This window comes from Gemmobacter caeruleus, assembly GCF_008271655.1.
Lineage (GTDB): Bacteria > Pseudomonadota > Alphaproteobacteria > Rhodobacterales > Rhodobacteraceae > Gemmobacter > Gemmobacter caeruleus.
Genome location: NZ_VKKX01000011.1, coordinates 740,824 through 759,586, shown reverse-complemented (window position 1 = coordinate 759,586; position 18,763 = coordinate 740,824). Strand labels below are relative to the sequence as shown.

13 protein-coding genes and 1 tRNA gene are annotated in these 18,763 nt (G+C 63.0%); 11 read left to right on the top strand and 3 right to left on the bottom strand.

All coding sequences use genetic code 11. The annotated features are described in order from the left end of the window. Window positions 1–89: 89 nt before the first annotated feature. Window positions 90–284 (bottom strand): hypothetical protein, encoded by a 195-nt coding sequence (locus FOA17_RS06375; RefSeq protein ID WP_149140609.1) that lies wholly within the window; start codon window positions 282–284, stop codon window positions 90–92. A gap of 102 nt (window positions 285–386) precedes the next feature. Continuing rightward, the gene (locus FOA17_RS06370; RefSeq protein ID WP_149140608.1) at window positions 387–2,552 is read right to left on the bottom strand and encodes a hypothetical protein; all 2,166 of its coding nucleotides are present in this window, start codon (window positions 2,550–2,552) and stop codon (window positions 387–389) included. A gap of 336 nt (window positions 2,553–2,888) precedes the next feature. Here FOA17_RS06370 and FOA17_RS06360 point away from each other — a divergent pair, with 336 nt between their 5' ends. The 7 genes from FOA17_RS06360 to FOA17_RS06330 are packed head-to-tail and all read left to right on the top strand — an operon-like array spanning window position 2,889 to window position 12,919. After that, entirely contained in the window at window positions 2,889–3,344 is a 456-nt protein-coding gene (locus FOA17_RS06360; protein WP_149140606.1) for a DUF2924 domain-containing protein, read from the top strand. Continuing rightward, the gene (locus tag FOA17_RS06355) at window positions 3,341–4,666 is read left to right on the top strand and encodes a recombinase family protein (protein ID WP_149140605.1); all 1,326 of its coding nucleotides are present in this window, start codon (window positions 3,341–3,343) and stop codon (window positions 4,664–4,666) included. The genes FOA17_RS06360 and FOA17_RS06355 overlap by 4 nt, the downstream gene beginning before the upstream one ends. Beyond that, window positions 4,663–5,082: a hypothetical protein gene (locus tag FOA17_RS06350; RefSeq protein WP_149140604.1), complete on the top strand. Its 420-nt coding sequence runs from the start codon at window positions 4,663–4,665 to the stop codon at window positions 5,080–5,082. The genes FOA17_RS06355 and FOA17_RS06350 overlap by 4 nt, the downstream gene beginning before the upstream one ends. Before the next feature lie 46 nt (window positions 5,083–5,128). Next, the gene (locus tag FOA17_RS06345; RefSeq protein WP_149140603.1) at window positions 5,129–7,594 is read left to right on the top strand and encodes an N-6 DNA methylase; all 2,466 of its coding nucleotides are present in this window, start codon (window positions 5,129–5,131) and stop codon (window positions 7,592–7,594) included. After that, on the top strand, window positions 7,587–8,885 hold the full coding sequence (locus FOA17_RS06340) for a restriction endonuclease subunit S (RefSeq protein WP_149140602.1): 1,299 nt from the start codon (window positions 7,587–7,589) through the stop codon (window positions 8,883–8,885). The genes FOA17_RS06345 and FOA17_RS06340 overlap by 8 nt, the downstream gene beginning before the upstream one ends. Window positions 8,886–8,900: 15 nt before the next feature. Beyond that, window positions 8,901–12,167, top strand: a complete 3,267-nt coding sequence (locus tag FOA17_RS06335) for a type I restriction endonuclease subunit R (protein ID WP_149140601.1) — start codon at window positions 8,901–8,903, stop codon at window positions 12,165–12,167. After that, entirely contained in the window at window positions 12,167–12,919 is a 753-nt protein-coding gene (locus FOA17_RS06330; protein ID WP_149140600.1) for a M48 family metallopeptidase, read from the top strand. Before FOA17_RS06335 ends, FOA17_RS06330 begins: the two co-directional genes overlap by 1 nt. A 369-nt stretch (window positions 12,920–13,288) precedes the next feature. On the opposite strand, the gene FOA17_RS06325 is transcribed toward FOA17_RS06330, so the two are convergent. Next, window positions 13,289–13,378, bottom strand: a tRNA-Ser gene (locus tag FOA17_RS06325). Window positions 13,379–13,718: 340 nt separating this feature from the next. Between FOA17_RS06325 and FOA17_RS06320 the strand changes: the two genes are divergently transcribed. The 4 genes from FOA17_RS06320 (at window position 13,719) to FOA17_RS06305 (ending at window position 18,679) form a co-directional block, all read left to right on the top strand. Then, entirely contained in the window at window positions 13,719–14,603 is an 885-nt protein-coding gene (locus tag FOA17_RS06320; RefSeq protein WP_149140599.1) for a DUF2059 domain-containing protein, read from the top strand. 69 nt (window positions 14,604–14,672) lie between these two features. After that, on the top strand, window positions 14,673–15,761 hold the full coding sequence (locus FOA17_RS06315) for an AI-2E family transporter (RefSeq protein WP_149140598.1): 1,089 nt from the start codon (window positions 14,673–14,675) through the stop codon (window positions 15,759–15,761). Beyond that, the gene (locus FOA17_RS06310; RefSeq protein WP_149140597.1) at window positions 15,758–16,432 is read left to right on the top strand and encodes a P-loop NTPase family protein; all 675 of its coding nucleotides are present in this window, start codon (window positions 15,758–15,760) and stop codon (window positions 16,430–16,432) included. Before FOA17_RS06315 ends, FOA17_RS06310 begins: the two co-directional genes overlap by 4 nt. Before the next feature lie 54 nt (window positions 16,433–16,486). Continuing rightward, window positions 16,487–18,679 (top strand): RNA degradosome polyphosphate kinase, encoded by a 2,193-nt coding sequence (locus FOA17_RS06305; RefSeq protein ID WP_149140596.1) that lies wholly within the window; start codon window positions 16,487–16,489, stop codon window positions 18,677–18,679. The last annotated feature ends 84 nt before the right edge of the window (window positions 18,680–18,763 follow it).

The following is an 18,763-nucleotide window of genomic DNA, read 5'->3' as shown; positions in this document are numbered from 1 at the left end:
AGACGTCATCGCCCGGATCTCAGACCTGCCGGTCTCTCGACTGCCGGAATTGCTGCCGTGGCAGTGGAAGCCGTCGGAAAAAGCCAACGTCAAGGCTGCATAACCGCGGCTCTCGGCGCATGCTTACCGTAGTTATGCCGCTGCAGCCGGATATGCAGACGTGCGCCATGACGCACGCCCAGCAGTTTGCCGCATTCAACGCAGCGCCATTCGGCTGGGTCGATATTGGCGGTCCAGGCGTGGGTTGCAGGGCGATCGCGGCGGTGGTCGAACGGATAGGCCATTTGAGGCTCCTCTAGTTGTCTGAGGAGACCTGAGTGGCTGATCAAATATCGGACCGTCGCCCGCGAAAGGTCGGACCCGCGTCCGACCTCATATGTCGGCTATCAGGCGGACTTCAGACGCCACAGCCCGCGCTGAGCGTTCTCGAAGTAGACGTCAACCACCGACTTCCTGACGTTTGATTTCCAGGCATCAGCGGGGCTGCGCACGCCTGTGCCCTCGATCAGCTCGCCTGTCGCAACCCCAGGAGCGCTTGCCTTGTGTGCCTTCACCAACTTGCTCAGAATCTTGATCTGATTTGGCCCCAGTACCGGCAACGGCACCTTTCCAGGAATATAGAGCATCGCAAGGTGGTTTCCGAAGCTCATCAGCGCGACCTCGGTTCCGCCCATCGCAAGCCACCGTCCTGCTGCGAACCGTTGCCTGAGATCGGCAATTGATGCGTCGTCGAGTTTTCCGTCTGACAGAATTTCCGGTAGTGGCACAACTACGTTCGGACCCAAATGGGTCAAAGGAGTTCCGACCGCCGTAAGTACTACTCCGATGCCACCGCCCTGCCTGCTGCGAAGCATATGGTCAGACATTTGAAGACGTTCAAGTTGGTCGATCCGACGCACCAGGAACAACGGAATGTCTTGGTGATCCCCACGCCAGGTGCCGAGCGAAATCAAGTCCTCGGTCACATTCTCAATCCGACCCCTGCCGATCAGGGGACGTAGCGCGTTTAGGACGATTTCGTCGAGCCAATCGCGCTTCAGAACGTAAAGGCGGGTGTCTTCAGATACCAGTTTCCCGGATGGTTCGTGAAAAAGGTCCTCCGCTTCGACCTCTCCTTCACGTTTGCCCATCTCGACGAGAATTTCCTCGTCGCCTTGATCCGAGAGAATTCTGGATTGCCTTGCCTTGAAGGCAATGACCCCACCGTCCATCAATCGCTGCGGATCGAGGCCAAGTCGCCTGAGATGGCCCCATGAGATTTCATCTTCCGGAAGGTCATGCAGTTCCAGCAGATTCGGCAGGATCTCGGCGATTTCCTTGTATTCGAGAGGCTGCAGTCGTTTCAGGATGCCCCAGAACTGCAACAGACGATATCCGAGATCGCGATCGTCGACCGATGGCTTGCTTTGAAGATTGGACCGACGATCGCCAAAGGATATCTCCAGGGATCGCAGCCTTTCTTTGGGTGGCCGCTTGTACTTCACCGCGAGATTGACCCGGCTGAAACCCTCTACCCGCTTCAGAAGGCGACCTCCGCCGATCCAACGCTCCGCCGTATCCTCGATATCATCATCGATTGTCACTCGAAGCGACAACCTTCGAGCCCAGGTCCCGAGGCGCATCTCGATTTCGATGATCTTGGCGAGCCCTACCTCCACGTCATCCCAAGGCGGCAGCGGCAGGGTCAACGAGGAATGGAATCGCGAGAGGTCGTAATATCGCCAGCTGAGCGGCTTCTTCGAGAGGTCGGTCTTGAACACGACCTCGGCAAACGTCTCTGCCACCGACATGCGAACCTGAGGGCTCGCCCCGCAAGCCTCGATCAACCCCTCGTCAGGCGTCCAGACCAGCGAGGCCTCGTTCGACGGGCGGAAGTAGATCGTCTTTCGCTGACCACCGTCCTTGTGATGGAACACGCTGGACAAGGGTCCGGCATGGCGGACAATGACCAGGAGCGAAGGACGATGGGTTGGCGTCGCCTGAAGATGAAGAGTGCTGATGTCAACTTTCGACGGCAGGTCCAGTCTTGTCGTCAGGAGCCCGGCGAGAGTCCCGGGGTCCATCTGCTGGACGCTGGTGATCGTGGCGGCGCCCGCATCAGCTTCGAACGCATCGTACATCCTGCCATGGTCGCGGTACTGACGAACCGCATGGAAGGCCTCCGCATCCCGGAAGTCTTGCTGACGTCCAAGAAACATCCAGATGCAGCGACACAATTCGTTGGGCTGCGCATCAAACTCTTGGTATTGCTCGTGGCTCAGCCGCTCTTTCGCAACATGGGACAGTGACTTAATGCCATTGGCAGACGCGAGCTGATTGATCCGGACGCAGCGGTCTTCGATTGGGCGCAGGAACTCTATCGTCTGCTCGTCGAGAAGGGACTTTACGGATCTGCGAAACGCATCTTCGTCTTCGGAAGCCGGCCAATCCAGGTCGCGCTGATCGTCCGTTTCGTCTTCTTGCCATTCGACGATCTGCCGTAACAATTCCATGGGGGCGGTGTCGGCAATCTGCAGGGTTTCACGACCAATCCTGTTGTAGCGCTGGCCCAAATTGACCTCCTCAGCTTCTGAAAACTGGTCCGATTAAGCAGGACGTCAGTGAGTCCCGCAAGAAAGCTTGTGCCAACTGTCCCATTTCGGGCACCGGATTGGCCTTTGACTGGCAGATGCACCCGAAAGGTCTGCCATGTCCGGCCCCAATGCCTTGTCACCTTTTCTGATGTCTCCCGCCGAACGCCGCGCCGAGTTGTGCCGCATCCTGGCCCTCGGGCTGGTCCGGTTGCGCTTGAGGAAGTCAAGCGAACTCTCTGACGACATGGGAGAAACTTCGCTACACCTTCCGCCCGCAAAGAGCGTTGGTCGGCATGCAAATCACCGGAGACCCGCATGACGACGCATGATCCCATCCCCGCGCGACTGGCCGCGCTGAAATCCACCCCGACGCCCGAGCTGAAAGCGCAGTGGCGCGATCTGTTCGACAGCGAGCCGCCGCCGTTCAATCGCCGCTACCTTGAATCCCGTCTGGCCTACCGCATTCAGGAACTGGCCTATGGCGGGCTGAAGCCGGAGACGATCCGGCGGCTGGAGCGGCTCGGCGAGGAACTGGACGGCGGCGACCGGGCGAAGCGCAGCATCCGCGCCGACCGCGACCGCCCTATCACCGGCACGCGCCTCCTGCGTGAATGGCAGGGCGTCGAGCAGGTGGTCACCGTCACCGCAGACGGCTTCGAATGGCAGGGGCGGCCGTACAAGTCCCTGTCCGCCATCGCGCGTGCTATCACCGGCACGCGCTGGAACGGCTGGGTCTTCTTCGGGCTCAAGAACCACAAGGGGCGGACATGACGAAGCCGCCCGAAAAATCGAAGGTTGTCCGCAAGCTGCGATGTGCCGTCTACACCCGGAAATCCTCAGAGGAAGGACTGGAGCAGGAGTTCAACAGCCTCCACGCTCAACGCGAGGCCTGCGAGGCGTACATCGCCAGCCAGCGGTCCGAGGGTTGGGTGCTCGTCCGCGATCAGTATGACGACGGCGGCATCTCCGGCGGCACGCTGGAACGCCCCGGCCTGAAGCGGTTGATGGCCGATATCGAGGACGGGCTGGTCGATGTGGTCGTGGTCTACAAGATCGACCGCCTCAGCCGCTCGCTGGCGGATTTCGCCAAGCTGGTCGAGGTGTTCGACCGGAACGGAGTCACCTTCGTCTCGGTAACCCAGTCCTTCAACACCACCACGTCGATGGGACGGCTGACGCTGAACATCCTGCTCTCCTTCGCCCAGTTCGAGCGCGAGGTCACGGCCGAGCGCATCCGCGACAAGGTCGCCGCCAGCCGGAAAAAGGGCATGTGGATGGGTGGGGTGCCACCCTTCGGGTATCGGGTGGAAAACCGGAAGCTGCTGGTCGACGAGGACACCGCCGCGCATGTGCGCTGGATCTTTGCCAGATTCATCGAGATCGGGTCTTGCACGGAACTGGCGCGAGACGTCGGCGCTCGCGGCATCCGGACGCCGCGCGGCAACAGGATCGACAAGAAGTACCTCTATCGGATGCTTTCGAACCGCGCCTACCTCGGCGAGGCGGTCCACAAGGGCGACAGTTATCCCGGCGAACACGATGCGATCATCGACCGCCAGACTTGGGACCGCGTTCACGCCATCCTGCAGGAGAGCCCCCGCAAGAGGGCTGCCCGGACTCGCGCCGACACACCCGCGCTCCTGAAAGGACTGGTCTACGGTCCCGATGGCGCGGCCTTCTCGCCGACACACACCCGCAAGGGCGGCAGGCTCTACCGCTACTACGTCAGCCAGACGGTGCTGAAGCACGGCGCGGGGGCGTGTCCCATCGGCCGCGTCCCGGCGGGCGAGATCGAAGCCGCCGTGATCGACCAACTGCGCGTGGTGTTCCGCCAGCCGGAGATCGTGGCGGGGACGTGGAAGGCAGCGCGTGCCTATGCCGAGGACATCTCCGAGGCCGACGCACGCGCGGCCTTGCAACAGCTCGACCCGCTGTGGGACGAACTCTTCCCCGCCGAGCAGGCGCGAATAGTCACGTTGCTGGTCGAGCGCGTCGATATCGGCACGAACGGGGTCAACTTCCGGCTCCGGATGGACGGCCTCGGAGGGCTCGCGCGCGAGATGCTGTCTGGCAGCATCGGAGCAGCAGCATGACCCGCGCGACGGCGGTCCCCGAGACGGTCACAATCCACGTGCCATTCCGCATCGTGAAGCGCGGCGGACGCAAGGAGATGCAACTGCCCGACCGCGTCCGACCAGAGCGCACGCCGGACAGCACGCTGGTCAAGGCGCTGGCCCGCGCCTTCCGCTGGAAGCGGATGCTCGAGTCGGGTGAGTTCGCCACCATCGCCGAACTGGCCGAGCGAGAGGGGATCGCGCCCTCCTACATGACCCGCGTCCTGCGCCTGACGCTTCTCGCGCCCGACATCGTCGAGGCGATCCTGGACGGGAAGAAGGGGCCAGAGGTGACGCTGGTGCGTATGTTCGAGCCGTTTCCCGCGAACTGGGATAGTCAGTCAAGCGAACTGACGCGTCTGGTCACGATTCAGGAGCCACAGACATTGCCCTAGGCTGAAGGCTGGTGCACTTTGCTCAGACCTTCCAAGCGAGCAACCAATGCCTTTGACCCTGCCACAACTTGAGCGCCACCTGTTCAGCGCTGCCGATATTCTGCGCGGCAAGATGGATGCATCAGAATTCAAGGAATACATCTTCGGAATGCTATTCCTGAAACGCTGCTCCGACGTTTTCGAGCAGGCCCGGCAGGAGGTAATTGAAAAGCGCATTGGAAACGGGATCGCGCCGGATCGCGCGGCCGAGGATGCAGAAAACAAAGTCTGGTATGGTCGCAGCGGCACGTTCTGGGTTCCACCGCAGTCCCGGTTTACCTTCCTTGTTGATGAAGCCCATGAAAACATTGGCGACAAGCTGAACAAGGCCCTTGGAGGGATCGAGTCCGAAAACATCGCGCTTGAAGGCGTTCTCGACCACATCGACTTCACGCGCAAGGTTGGCCAGAGCAAAATCAGCGACCAGAAGCTGCGCCAGTTGATCACCCATTTCGGGGAAATCCGCCTTCGGAACGAGGACTTCGAATTCCCCGACCTGCTTGGCGCCGCCTACGAATACCTGATTGCCGAATTCGCTGACTCCGCTGGAAAGAAGGGCGGTGAATTCTATACGCCTCGGTCCGTAGTCCGAATGATGGTGCGCCTCCTGAAGCCGACCCTTGAACATGACATCTATGACCCCTGCTGTGGGTCGGGTGGCATGCTGATCGCGGCCAAGGACTATATCGACGAGCACGGACAGGATGGGCGCAAGGCCAACCTTTTCGGGCAGGAAAACGCGGGCACCGTCTGGTCCATCGCCAAGATGAACATGCTGCTGCACGGGATCAGCAGCGCTGACCTGCGCAACGAGGATACTCTGGGCGAGCCCCAGCATGTCGAGAACGGCGAACTCCGCCGGTTCGACCGCATCCTGACCAATCCCCCGTTCTCCCTCCCCTGGGGGTCAAAGGACAAGGACCGGTCCGGCGAATACACGTGGCAGCCCAAGTTCCCCGAACGCTTTTTCCACGAGGTTCCGCGCGGCGCCAAGAAGGCCGATCTCATGTTCCTCCAGCACATGCTGCACGTCACCCGCGACGGCGGCATGATTGCCACCGTCATGCCCCACGGGGTGCTGTTTCGCGGGGGCGACGAGGGCAAGATCCGCCAGAAGATCATCGAACAGGACCAGATCGAGGCGATCATCGGCCTCGGTCCCCAGCTGTTCTACGGCACCGGCATCCCGGCCTGCGTAATTGTCCTGCGCCAGCGCGTCCATATTGGCGCGAACCTTGTGTCTGGCAAGCCGAAGGGCCGGCAGGGCAAGATCCTCTTCATCAACGCCGACCGCGAATATTTCGAAGGCCGGGCGCAGAACCACCTGATGCCTGAGCACATCGAAAAGATCGTCACCACCTTCGAAGAATACCGCGAGATCCCCGGCTTTTCGGCCATCGTCGACATCGACACCCTGCGCGACAACGACTTCAACCTGAACATCCGCCGTTATGCCGACAACGCGCCGCCGCCCGAACCGCATGACGTGCGCGCGCATCTGGTGGGCGGCATCCCGCGAGCCGAGGTCGCGGCGAAGGCCGACCTGTTCCGCGCCCATGGGCTGAACCCGATGGACCTGCTGGTCCCCCGCGATGACCGATACCTCGACTTCGCCCCGCACCTGACCGCGAAATCCGACCTGAAACCCGCCATCGAGGCCGACGCGGGCCTGCAAGCGCGCGAGGCGGAAATCCATACCGCCTTCAACGCCTGGTGGGTCGCGCATCAGGACGGGATCGTGGCGCTGGCCGGGGCTGATCAGGCCGCCGCCCTCATCCGGCTCCGCGATGAACTTCTGTCCAGCTTCTCGGAAACGCTGGAGGGGCTGGCCATGCTTGACCCATTCACCGTGCGGGGCATCATAGCGCAGTTCTGGCAGGCCTCGCGCTTCGACTTCCTCACCCTCATGGCGCGCGACACGCGGGGCGTGGTCGATGCCTGGCGCACCTCTATCGTCACCGCGCTGGAGGACAAGGGCCACAAGGAAAGCCCGCTGGACCACAAGCTGGTCAGCTTCCTGATGGGCGGCTTCGTGCGCGAGATTGCAGAGCTGGAGGCGCGCAAGGCCGAGCTGGACGCCCAGATAAAGGCCGCGACCGCCACGCCCGAAGAGGGCGAGGAGGAGGATGACGACGCGGAACCCGTGGACGAGGCGCAGGTGAAGCGGTGGAAAAAGGAACTGGCCGAGGTCAGGAAGACGCTGAAGGCCAGGCACGCGCAGTTCACCGATGCGATCAACGGGGCCGTGGACGGGCTGACCGAGGGGGATGCGGCGGCGCTGATCCTGAAGATCCTGCATGACGACATGGAAAAGATCCTGACCCGCTACATTGCCGCACAACGTGGGCAGATCGTGGCGGCGTTTGAAACCTGGTGGGACAAGTATCGCGTGACCCTGACCGAGATCGAAGGCGCGCGGGCCGAGGCGACGGGCAAGCTGGCCGGGTTCCTGAAGGGGTTGGGGTATGTCTGAGGTGGTTACCCCGCCAGATCATTGGCGAGACATATTGTTAGGCGACGTGGCCACTTGCACGCTTGGAGGAACACCGTCGACTGAAGTTCCTCTGTTTTGGGGGGGAACCATTCCATGGATGGCATCAGGTGATGTGAACCTTAAGCGGGTCCAGGATGTTCCTGGACGCATAACCGAGGCAGGACTCGCAGCATCGAATGCGACTCTGGTCGATCCTCCGGCGGTTGCCGTTGGTCTTGCAGGACAAGGCAAAACTAGAGGAACCGTTGCGCTCACGTTATCGCGGCTTTGCACCAATCAGTCGATCGCGCTGCTAAAGGGAAGGGATGAACTTCTCACCACTTTTCTCTTCTACAACCTCGAACGGCGCTATGAAGAATTGAGGGCGCGGTCATCGGGTGGTGGTCGAGGGGGACTATCCAAGGGCATCTTGGAAAAAGTGCCACTGAACCTTCCCCCTTTGCCTGAGCAAACCAAAATCGCCGAAGTCCTTGACACGCTGGACGCGGCGATCCGGGGGACCGAGGCGGTGGTGGCGAAGCTGCAGGCGATGAAGCAGGGGCTGTTGCATGACCTGCTGACCCGCGGCATCGACGCGAACGGCGACCTCCGCCTCCCACAGCCAGAGGCCCCCCACCTCTACCACCAAACCCCACTCGGCTGGCTGCCGAAGGAGTGGGATGTAGTGCCCCTTGGGTCCCTAACATTGGACCTTGCGCAGGGTTGGAGTCCAGATTGTCCGGCAGAAGCGGCGCTTGCGCATGAGTGGGGCGTTCTGAAAACGACGGCTGTGGTCTGGTCAGGCTACAACGATCATGAGAACAAGAGACTGCCTGAGGGCATGAAGCCCCGTCCACATCTGCAAGTTGAAGCCGGCGACATTCTGATTACGCGTGCCGGCCCATCGAGCAGGGTTGCGGTCGTTGCGCACGTTTCTGCAACTCGGGACAAGCTGATGATCTCGGATAAGCTTTATCGCCTAAGGGTTGTCCTGCAGCAAAATCCGGCGTTTCTCGCGCTCGCGATGGGCTCAACATCGGTTCAGCGCGAAATCACCAAGACAATCAGCGGCATGGCAGAGTCACAGACCAACATTTCGCAGTCCACCCTTAAGCCGTTGCCTGTGCCGCGCCCTTCGCGACCCGAACAAGACGCAATCGTTCAGGCTTTGCAGGCTGAGGTGAAGAAACTGGCGACAGAAGAGCGCCTACTCGACAAACTCCGCCTCCAGAAATCCGGCCTGATGGACGACCTGCTCACCGGCCGGGTTCCCGTCACGCCCTTGCTGTAACCGAAGGGTCCGGTCATGGGTCACGAGTATGACGATGTGGAACTGCCCTTCCTCAACCAATGCCGCGCCCTGGGATGGCAGGTGCAACAGGGGTCAAAGGACGACCCCAGCCTGACCGGGCGCGTCACCTTTCGCGACACCATCGCCGAAGCCTGTCTGCGCAACCGCCTGCGCGCCATCAACCCCGGCCCCGATGGCCAGCCGTGGCTGGACGATGTCCGCCTGTCCGAGGCCGTCAGCGCGCTCACCCGCCATGGCCAGCGCGGGCTGATGGAGGCGAACCAGGCGGTGACGGAACTGCTGTTGCGCGGCCTGACAGTCGAGGGCCTGCCCGGCTGGGACGGCGGGCGCGGCCAGACCATCCGCTACATCGACTGGGACGATGTGCGGGCCAACACCTTCACCATCGCCAACCAGTTCCGCATCGATTGCCCGCCCGGCCATGACGTGGGCAAGGGCTTCATCATCCCCGACCTTGTCCTGCTGGTGAACGGCATCCCGGTGGTGGTGGTCGAGGCGAAAAGCCCCGCCATCCCCGAACCGCTGGCCGAGGCGGTCAACCAGCTGCGCCGCTATCACAACGCCCGCAAGGCCGCGCTGGAGGTGGAGGAAAACGAAGGCGCGCCTGCGCTGTTCGCCTCCGTCCAGTTGCTGATCGCCACAAGCTTCGATCAGGCGCGCGTGGGCTGCATCGGCGCGGGGCTGGAACATTACGGAAGCTGGAAAACCGTGGTCGGCCCGGATGGCACCGGGTCCGAGGATGCGGTGGCGACGGCCCTAGGCAAGAAGGCCCTGTCGGAACAAGAACGGCTGATCGCCGGGATGCTCCGGCCCGCGCATCTGCTGGATATCCTGCGGCATTACCTGTTGTTCATGAATGTGGGCGGCCAGACCATCAAGACCGTCTGCCGATATCAGCAATACCGCGCCGTGAACCGGGCTCTGGAACGGCTGCGCACCGGAAAGACCCGCGCGCAGGATGGCGAATATGACCGGCGCGGCGGCATCGTCTGGCATACCCAAGGTTCGGGCAAAAGCCTGACCATGGTGTTCATGATCCGCAAGATGCGGACGGACACGGCCTTGCGCAAGTTCAAGGTGATCATGGTGACCGACCGCCGCGATCTGCAACGGCAGTTGTCGGAGACAGCGACCCTGTCGGGCGATGTGGTGGAACTGGCGACGAATGCGGGCGCGCTGAAGCGGCTGGCGCGGCGCAAGGGGCCGGGGCTGGTCTTTGCCACGATCCAGAAATACCGGACCGAGGACGATGTGCCCGAGGTGACCAAGGGCCCGGCCTTCGAGGTGCTGAACGAGGACGAGACGATCCTTGTCGTGGTGGACGAGGCGCACCGCACCCAAGCCGGCGACCTGCACGCCAACCTGATGGCCGCGCTGCCGAACTGCGCCCGGATCGGCTTTACCGGCACGCCGATCATCATGGGTGAAAAGAAGCGGACGGCGCAGATCTTCGGCGATTTCATCGACCGGTATACGATCAAGGAGGCCGAGACCGACGGGGCGACGGTGCCGGTCCTTTATGAGGGGCGAACGGCCGAGGGCGCGGTGAAGGACGGCGCCACGCTGGACGGGTTGTTCGAGGACATGTTCCGCGACCGGACCGAGGACGAATTGGAGGCGATCCGCAAGAAATATGCGACCAAGGGCAACATCCTCGAGGCGCCCGCACTGATCGCGGAAAAGGCCCGCGACATGCTGCGGCACTATGTGACGAACCTGCTGCCCAACGGCTACAAGGCGCAGGTCGTGGCCTATAGCCGCCTCGCCGTGATCCGCTACCATGCTGCGTTTCTGGAGGCGCGGGATGAGTTGCTGGCGCAGGCGGCCGCGCTGTCTGATTACGACAAGGCAATGGACGATGAGGTGCTGTGCACCAAGCCGCCGGTGACGCAGGCCCTCGTCCAGGCTTGGCGGTATCGCGACACGCTGGCGCGGATCGAGTTTGCACCGGTGATGTCGGGCGGCAATAACGATGACCCGACCTGGCGGCAATGGACGGACGGACATGCTCAGGAAGCCTGGATCAAGCGGTTCAAGAAACCCCTGTTCCACAAGGAACCGGCCAAGACCGATCCGCTGGCGTTCCTGATCGTCAAATCCATGCTGTTGACCGGGTTCGACGCCCCCATTGAGGGGGTGATGTATCTGGACCGGTCGATCCGCGAAGCCGAACTCTTGCAGGCCATCGCCCGGGTCAACCGGACAGGCTTCGGCAAATCCTGCGGCATCGTCGTGGATTATTTCGGGGTGGCACATCACCTGAAGGCTGCGTTGGCCGCATATGCGGACGAGGATATCGAAGGCGCCCTGGTCGGGCTCAATGACCAGATTCCGGTGCTGCGGGATCGCCACATCCGGGTCATCGACATTTTCCGCAGGGCCGGCCTTGAAGACCTTTCTGATGATGAGGGCTGCCTGAAAGTCCTTGCGACCGAGAAGGCTCGGGCCGAGTTTACGGTCAAGCTCAAGGACTTCCTGACCTCGCTCGAAATCATCCTGCCACGTCCCGAAGGCCTTCCTTTCGTCAAGGATGCGAAGCGCTTGGCCTATATCCATGCCCGTGCGCGCAACCGATATCGCGATGTCATGTCGCTTGGGTCCGATGTCGGGGCAAAGGTCCGCAAGCTTATCGATGACCATGTGATCTCCTTAGGGATCGACCCGAAGATCCCGCCGGTTCAGCTGACCGATGCGAACTTTGACAACCATGTTGGGCAGACGACCGGCAGTCGTGCCAAAGCGTCGGAGATGGAGCATGCGATCCGGTCGCACATCCGCAAGAACCTTGAAGCGGACCCTGTTCGTTTCAAGAAGATGTCGGAGCGCCTGAAGCAGATCCTGGAGGGGCTCGGCCAGCAGTGGGACCAGATCATCGAACAACTCCAAGCCCTTATCGATGAGCTTCGCTCCGAAGGCGCACCCGCTGACGGGACAGCGCCTGACATCCCCGAGATTTATCTACCCTTCTTGCGGACCGTGCTTGAGGCTTGCGCAGCGGGGCCGGAAACGGACTCAGCCCAGTTGCAGGCCATCCACCAAATTACCGTAGAGATTGTTGACCGGATCATTGAGGAGGTGGGCTCCAACCGTTCCATCTGGAGCAGCTTCAAGCTTGCGGATCAGGAAAATCTGCGCTCGGAAATATTCGAGATAATCTTTGACCGGCGACTGAGCGGGTTCACGGTGGCCAATGCTGAAAGCCTTGCCGATCAGTTGATACAGCAAGCCAAGGCAAACGATGAAAGGCTCAGGACAGCGTGATGCGTCACCTTCCGCTTTCACCGATTAGAACAGGCGGCAAGCAGACTCGAACCAGTGATCACAGGCTGGAGGTCGACGGCCTTTCTTTTGAGGTGCACAGGAGTGATCGGCGCAAGACCTTGCAGATCACGGTCGAGCGGACCGGCGCGCTTTCTATCATTGCGCCATCTCAGGCCGCAGACCAGCAGTTGGTGGAGTTCGTTGAGGAAAAGCTACTCTGGGTCCACACCAAGATCGAAGAGAAGGCAAGGCTCCAACAGAGGGCTCCGATCAAGGAATTCGTTGATGGCGAGGGGTTCCTGTATTTGGGCAAAAGCTACCGGCTCAGGCTTGTGGAAAACCAACTGGTGGATCTGTCGCTTCGCAACGGACGCTTCTGCCTTCGCAAGGCATCTGTGCATCGTGGACGAGAAATCTTGGTAAGCTGGTATACCCGCCGGGCGCAGGACTGGTTTGAACGACAAGTGACCGAGCAAGCGAACCGGATGGGCGTGTCCGTCAAGGAGGTCAACGTTCAAGATCTTGGTTATCGCTGGGGATCATTCGGTAGTTGCGGCCGGGTGTCCTTTCACTGGAAGGCCATTCTGCTGCCTCCGAGGATCGCCCAGTACGTGGTGATTCATGAGCTGGCCCATGGGCTATTTCCAGACCATTCGGTCAACTTCTGGATAAAAGTCGAGCAGCATCTTCCTGACTGGCGATGGCGAAAGAGTTGGCTGGCAGAAAATGGGATTCAGGTCGAAGGGTTGTAGGCCTTACTTCTTCACTGAAACGTTCAGAGACCCGTCCCCGGCCTGCTTCTCATCGACGGCAGGCGGCGTAACCGCAACGTAGAGTAGGTGCTTGATTACAATCATAGTTCGACGTCGGTTCCGTCACAACGAGTGCGACCGACGTCGAAATGTGCAGGGCTTCTTTTGAAAAAACATCACAAGTCCAGACGCTTACAACCTGAACACCAAAACCGCGCAGTCATCAGGTCCGGAGAATATCGGCCCTGAGAGACTGCTTCCGGACCTCCTGGCGCGGGGGCCAGTGCTCAGCCCCGCCCGCATAACCCTCGAAAATAACGGAAAAATCCGGCCGCAGCCTGATCGGGAGAACGCTTTCGTGAGGGCAAGTGGCGGAGAGACAGGGATTCGAACCCTGGGTCGGCGCAAACCGACAACGGTTTTCGAGACCGCCGCATTCGACCACTCTGCCACCTCTCCGCGATCAGGGGTCGTCGTGAGGCGGGGATTTAGCGGAGCTTGGGGATGGGCGCAAGCCCCTGTCGAAAGAAAAAAGATCCGGGTCCCGGGGGTGTCCTTTCGGCGTCCTGACGGGACCGATGACGGGTCGCCCGGCGGGGCGTCGTCTGGGCATGTCACGCAGCGCAGACCTGTGGGGCGCAAGGGCCGCGAGATGCGGGTTTTGCCTGGTCGGCGCACGGGCTCGTGTTCGGGCAACCCCCTGCGATCCCTTGGCAAGCGGGGGTGCAGCGATTAGCTGTTGCACAGGACAGGCGCGGGTTGTGAGCCTGGCCGAGTCGACAAGGGTAAGGAGCGTTCGATGCACAAGGGCCAAGGGCTGCGACAGGGCCTGCGCATGCTTCTCGGGGCGGGGCTGCTGGGCCTGGCCGGCTTGGGGGCTGCGCCGCTCCGGGCCGAGGTGACGGTGCCGCCGGCGCTGACGGCCCAGGCGCGCAAACTTTCGGAAACGCTGCTGCTGCCCGGCATTGTCGATGTCATGCGCGCCGAGGGCGTCGATTACGGCAAGCAGTTGCAGGACGAGATGTTCCCCGGTCGCGGCGGCCCCGACTGGGAGGCCAGCGTGGCGCGCATCTACGATCCGGCGGTGCTGCTGCGCGATATCGAGAACCGGCTGGCGCAGGAACTGGCCGCGCATCCGCAGGCGCTGAGCGCGGCGCAGGCGTTTTTCGGATCGCCCACCGGCCAGAAGATCCTCTCGCTGGAACTGGAGGCCCGGCGCGCCCTGCTGGACGAGGCGACCGAGGCCGCCGCCCGCGAGGCCGCCGCCGATCTTGAGACCCAGGCCGCCCCCCGGGTCGAGGCGCTGCGCCGCTTTGTGGCGACCAATGACCTGATCGAGATGAATGTGATGGGCGGGCTGAACGCCAATTTCGCCTTTTACAAGGGCCTGGCCGAAGGCGGCGCGCTGGACGGGCAGATGAGCGAGGCCGACATGCTGTCGGAAGTCTGGAGCCAGGAGGCCCAGGTGCGCGCCGATGCCGAGGAATGGCTCTGGCCCTATCTGACACTGGCCTATCAGCCGCTTTCGGATGAGGAAATGCAGGCCTATCAGGCCTTTTCCGAGACCGAGGCCGGCCGGCAACTGAATGCCGCGCTGTTTGCCGCCTTTGACGCGAGCTTTGTCCGCGTCAGCCGCGATCTGGGCCGGGCGGCGGCGCGCATGGTGCAGGGCGAGGATATCTGACGCCCCTGCCCCTTGAAACCTCGGGCCGGATCGGCAATTTCTGATAACTGGTCGAGTGAAGGAGCCGTCATGGCCTTGCCGGTGCGCGTTCAACTGAAATACTGGGGCATCGCGGCCCTGGTGCTGCTGGCCTTGCTCTGGGCGCTTGGCAATGTGATCCTGCCCTTCATCGTCGGCGGGGCCATCGCCTATTTCATGGATCCGGTCGCCGACCGGCTGGAACGTGCGGGGCTCAGCCGGGCCGCTGCCACGGGCACCATCTCGGTTCTGGCGCTCTTGGTGACGATCCTGCTGGCGCTGGCGATCCTGCCCATGCTGTTCAAGCAGCTGACCGGCCTTGTGAACGAGGCGCCCGAGATTTTCCGCCGCCTGCAAACCTTCATGACCGAACGCTTTCCGCAGATGCAGGACGAAACCTCGACCCTGCGGCAGACGCTGGAAAGCATCGGCGCGGTGATCCAGTCCAAGGGCGGCGAGCTGGCCAATGCGCTGGTCGGATCGGCGATGAGCGTGATCTCGGCCATCGTGTTCATCGTCGTCGTGCCGGTGGTGGCCTTTTACCTGCTGCTGGACTGGGACCGAATGGTGGCGCGGGTGGATGACATCCTGCCGCGCGACCATGTCGGCGTGGTGCGCCGGCTGGCGCGGGAAATCGACACGGTGCTGGCGGCCTTTGTGCGCGGCCAGATCTCGGTCTGTATCGTGCTGGGCACCTTCTATTCGGTGGCGCTGATGCTGGCGGGGCTGAATTACGGGCTGATCGTCGGGGCCATTGCGGGGGCGGTGACCTTCATCCCCTATGTCGGCGCCATCATCGGCGGCGCGCTGGCCATCGGGCTGGCGCTGTTCCAGTTCTGGGGCGACTGGCTGTCGATCGGCATCGTCGCCGGCATCTTTGCGCTTGGGCAGTTTCTGGAAGGCAATGTGATCACGCCGCGCTTGGTGGGCAATTCGGTCGGGCTGCACCCGGTCTGGCTGTTGTTCGCGCTGTCGGCCTTTGGCACGCTGTTCGGTTTTGTGGGCATGCTGGTCGCGGTGCCGGTGGCGGCGGCGCTTGGCGTGCTGGCCCGCTTCGGGATCGAGCAATACAAGCTCAGCCGGCTCTATACCGGCTTGCATGACACCCCCGCCCCACCACCCGAGGGCCCCGGCGCTTGACCGCACAACTGGCCTTCGACCTGCCTGCCCGCGCCGCGCTGCGACGGGAGGATTTCTTCCCCTCGCCCGCCAATGCGCTGGCGCTCGCCACGCTGGAGGCCGGCGGCTGGCCGCAGGGCAAGTTGCTGCTGATCGGGCCGGCGGGGTCGGGCAAGACCCATCTCGCGCATATCTGGGCCGCCGCCTCGGGCGCGGCGCTGATGCAGGGCGCGGCCTTGGCCCAGGCAGATATCGAGGCCCGCAGCCAGACCCCCGTCGCGCTGGAAGATGCCGAGGCCATCGCCGGCGACCCGCGCGCCGAAGCCGCGCTGTTCCATCTGCATAACCGGCTGGCCGAACGGCGGCTGCCGCTGCTGATCACCGCCGCCAGCCCGCCACGCGACTGGGGCCTGCGCCTGCCCGACCTGATCAGCCGGCTTCAGGCCACCGCCGTCACCCGGATCGAGGCGCCCGATGATGCGCTGCTGACCGCCGTTCTGGTCAAGCAATTCGCCGACCGGCAAATCGCGGTGCCGCCCGCGCTGATCGACTGGCTGACGGCGCGGATGGATCGCAGCCTGGCCGCCGCGCGGGCGCTGGTGGCCGATCTGGACGCGGCCGCGCTGGCGCGGGGCGGGCCGGTCACGCGGGCTCTTGCCGCCGAAATCCTGCGCCTGCGGGAGAGCGATTGACGCCCCCCGCCAGACTGTCATCATGGCGTTACAACGAAGGCACAAAAGCACGTCATGACACAGGCAGATTTCCTCCGCGCACCCTTCCCCGCCCCCGTCGAACGGCCCGAGGCCGAGATCACCGGGCGGCGGCGCTATTTCAACCGTGAACTCAGCTGGCTCGCCTTCAACTGGCGCGTGCTGGAAGAGGCGGCGAACCCTGCCGTGCCGCTGCTGGAACGGCTGCGCTTCCTGTCGATTTCCGCCACCAATCTGGACGAATTCTATACGGTGCGGGTGGCGGGCCTGCGCGCGCTGGTGCGCAACGGCACGCCGACCCCGTCGGAGGATGGCCGCACCCCGGCCGAACAGTTGCGCCTGATCCATGACGATGCGCGGCGTCTGATGAAGATGCAGCAGATCACCTACAAGAAGCTCAAGCGCGAGATGGAGGCGCAGGGGATCGAGATCCTGACCCGCTCCAAGCTGACGGGCAAGGATCTGAAACATCTGGAAGATCACTTCCTGCACAAGGTGTTTCCGGTGCTGTCGCCGCTGGCGATCGACCCGGCCCACCCCTTCCCCTTCATCCCCAATACCGGCTTTACCCTGGCGCTGGAGCTGGAGCGCGAGGAGGATCACCGCATCCTTCAGGCGCTGCTGCCCATTCCGCAACAGGTGGCCCGCTTTGTCACCCTGCCGGCGGCGCCGGGCGAACATCGCTGCCTGCCGCTGGAGGAATTGCTGCTGCTGCATCTCGACATGCTGTTCCCCGGCTATGTCATGCGCGGCCATTGCGCCTTCCGCGTGCTGCGCGACAGCGATCTGGAGGTGGAGGACGAGGCAGAGGATCTGGTCCGCAGCTTTGAATCCGCGCTGAAACGCCGCCGGCGCGGCGAGGTGATCCGCATGAAGATCAGCGCCGGCGCCCCGCCGGAACTGCGCCAGTTGATCATGGAGGAGTTGCACGCCGCCCCCGACGAGGTGGTGGAGGTGCGCGGCCTGCTGGGCGTGGCCGATCTCAAGGAACTGGTGCTGTCCTCGCGCCCCGATCTGCTCTGGCCGCCCTTCACCCCGCGCGTGCCCGAACGGGTGCAGGATCACGAAGGCGACATGTTCGCCGCGATCCGGCAAAAGGACATGCTGCTGCACCATCCCTATGAAACCTTCGATCTGGTGATCCGGTTTCTGGAACAGGCGGCGCGCGACCCCAACGTGCTGGCGATCAAGCAGACGCTCTATCGCACCAGCTGGGACAGCCCGATCGTCTCGGCCCTGTGCGAGGCGGCCGAGGCGGGCAAATCGGTCACCGCGCTGGTCGAGCTCAAGGCCCGCTTCGACGAGGCCGCCAATATCCGCCAGTCGCGGCGGCTGGAACGCGCCGGGGCGCATGTCGTCTACGGCTTCATGCACCTGAAAACACACGCGAAAATCAGCACCGTCGTGCGGCGCGAAGGCGACAATCTGGTGACCTATACCCATTACGGCACCGGCAATTATCACCCGATCACCGCCCGCATCTATACTGACCTGTCGTTCTTTACCTGCGATGCGGCGCTTGGCCGCGATGCGACCAAGGTCTTCAACTACCTGTCGGGCTATGTGCAGCCGCAGGGGCTTGAAAACCTCGCCATCGCGCCGATGACGCTCAAGCCCCGGCTGCTGGAAATGATCCGCGCCGAGGCCGACCATGCCCGCGCCGGACGCCCGGCCGAGATCTGGATCAAGCTCAACAGCCTGATCGAACCCGAAGTGATCGACGCGCTTTATGCCGCCAGCCAGGCCGGGGTGAAGATCAGCCTGGTGGTGCGCGGCATCTGCGGGCTGCGCCCCGGCATCAAGGGCCTGTCGGAAAATATCCGGGTGAAATCGGTGGTGGGGCGGTTCCTGGAACACAGCCGCATCGTCTGTTTCGGCAATGGCGGCGGGCTGCCGTCCCAACAGGCGCGGGTCTTCCTGTCCTCGGCCGACTGGATGGGCCGCAACCTCAACCGCCGGGTGGAAACCCTGGTCGAGGCGCTGAACCCCACGGTCAAGAATCAGATCATGGGGCAGATCATGGCCGCCAATCTGGCGGATGAGGCGCAAAGCTGGGTCTTGCAACCCGATGGCAGCTATCAGCGGCAATTGTCCAGCGCGACGGGCGGGCCGCTGTTTTCCTGCCACCGCTTCTTCATGGACAACCCCTCGCTTTCGGGTCGCGGCACGGCGGGGGCCAAGGATGTGCCGCGTCTGGCCCGCCCGCGCGACGAGGTCGCGGCGGAATGACGCCCCCGCCCGCGGGGCCGGCGCCGCGCGATTGCGGCGCTTGACCCCGGGGGGCGTCTCGCCCATCCTCGCCGCGACCTGACG

Bases quoted from the DNA above. Each gene is read 5' to 3' on its own strand.
- FOA17_RS06340 (WP_149140602.1), top strand. From the start codon at position 7,587: ATGTCTGAGGTGGTTACCCCGCCAGATCATTGGCGAGACATATTGTTA.
- FOA17_RS06315 (WP_149140598.1), top strand. From the start codon at position 14,673: ATGGCCTTGCCGGTGCGCGTTCAACTGAAATACTGGGGCATCGCGGCC.
- FOA17_RS06360 (WP_149140606.1), top strand. From the start codon at position 2,889: ATGACGACGCATGATCCCATCCCCGCGCGACTGGCCGCGCTGAAATCC.
- FOA17_RS06320 (WP_149140599.1), top strand. From the start codon at position 13,719: ATGCACAAGGGCCAAGGGCTGCGACAGGGCCTGCGCATGCTTCTCGGG.
- FOA17_RS06330 (WP_149140600.1), top strand. From the start codon at position 12,167: ATGCGTCACCTTCCGCTTTCACCGATTAGAACAGGCGGCAAGCAGACT.
- FOA17_RS06345 (WP_149140603.1), top strand. From the start codon at position 5,129: ATGCCTTTGACCCTGCCACAACTTGAGCGCCACCTGTTCAGCGCTGCC.
- FOA17_RS06375 (WP_149140609.1), bottom strand. From the start codon at position 284: ATGGCCTATCCGTTCGACCACCGCCGCGATCGCCCTGCAACCCACGCC.
- FOA17_RS06355 (WP_149140605.1), top strand. From the start codon at position 3,341: ATGACGAAGCCGCCCGAAAAATCGAAGGTTGTCCGCAAGCTGCGATGT.
- FOA17_RS06350 (WP_149140604.1), top strand. From the start codon at position 4,663: ATGACCCGCGCGACGGCGGTCCCCGAGACGGTCACAATCCACGTGCCA.
- FOA17_RS06335 (WP_149140601.1), top strand. From the start codon at position 8,901: ATGGGTCACGAGTATGACGATGTGGAACTGCCCTTCCTCAACCAATGC.
- FOA17_RS06305 (WP_149140596.1), top strand. From the start codon at position 16,487: ATGACACAGGCAGATTTCCTCCGCGCACCCTTCCCCGCCCCCGTCGAA.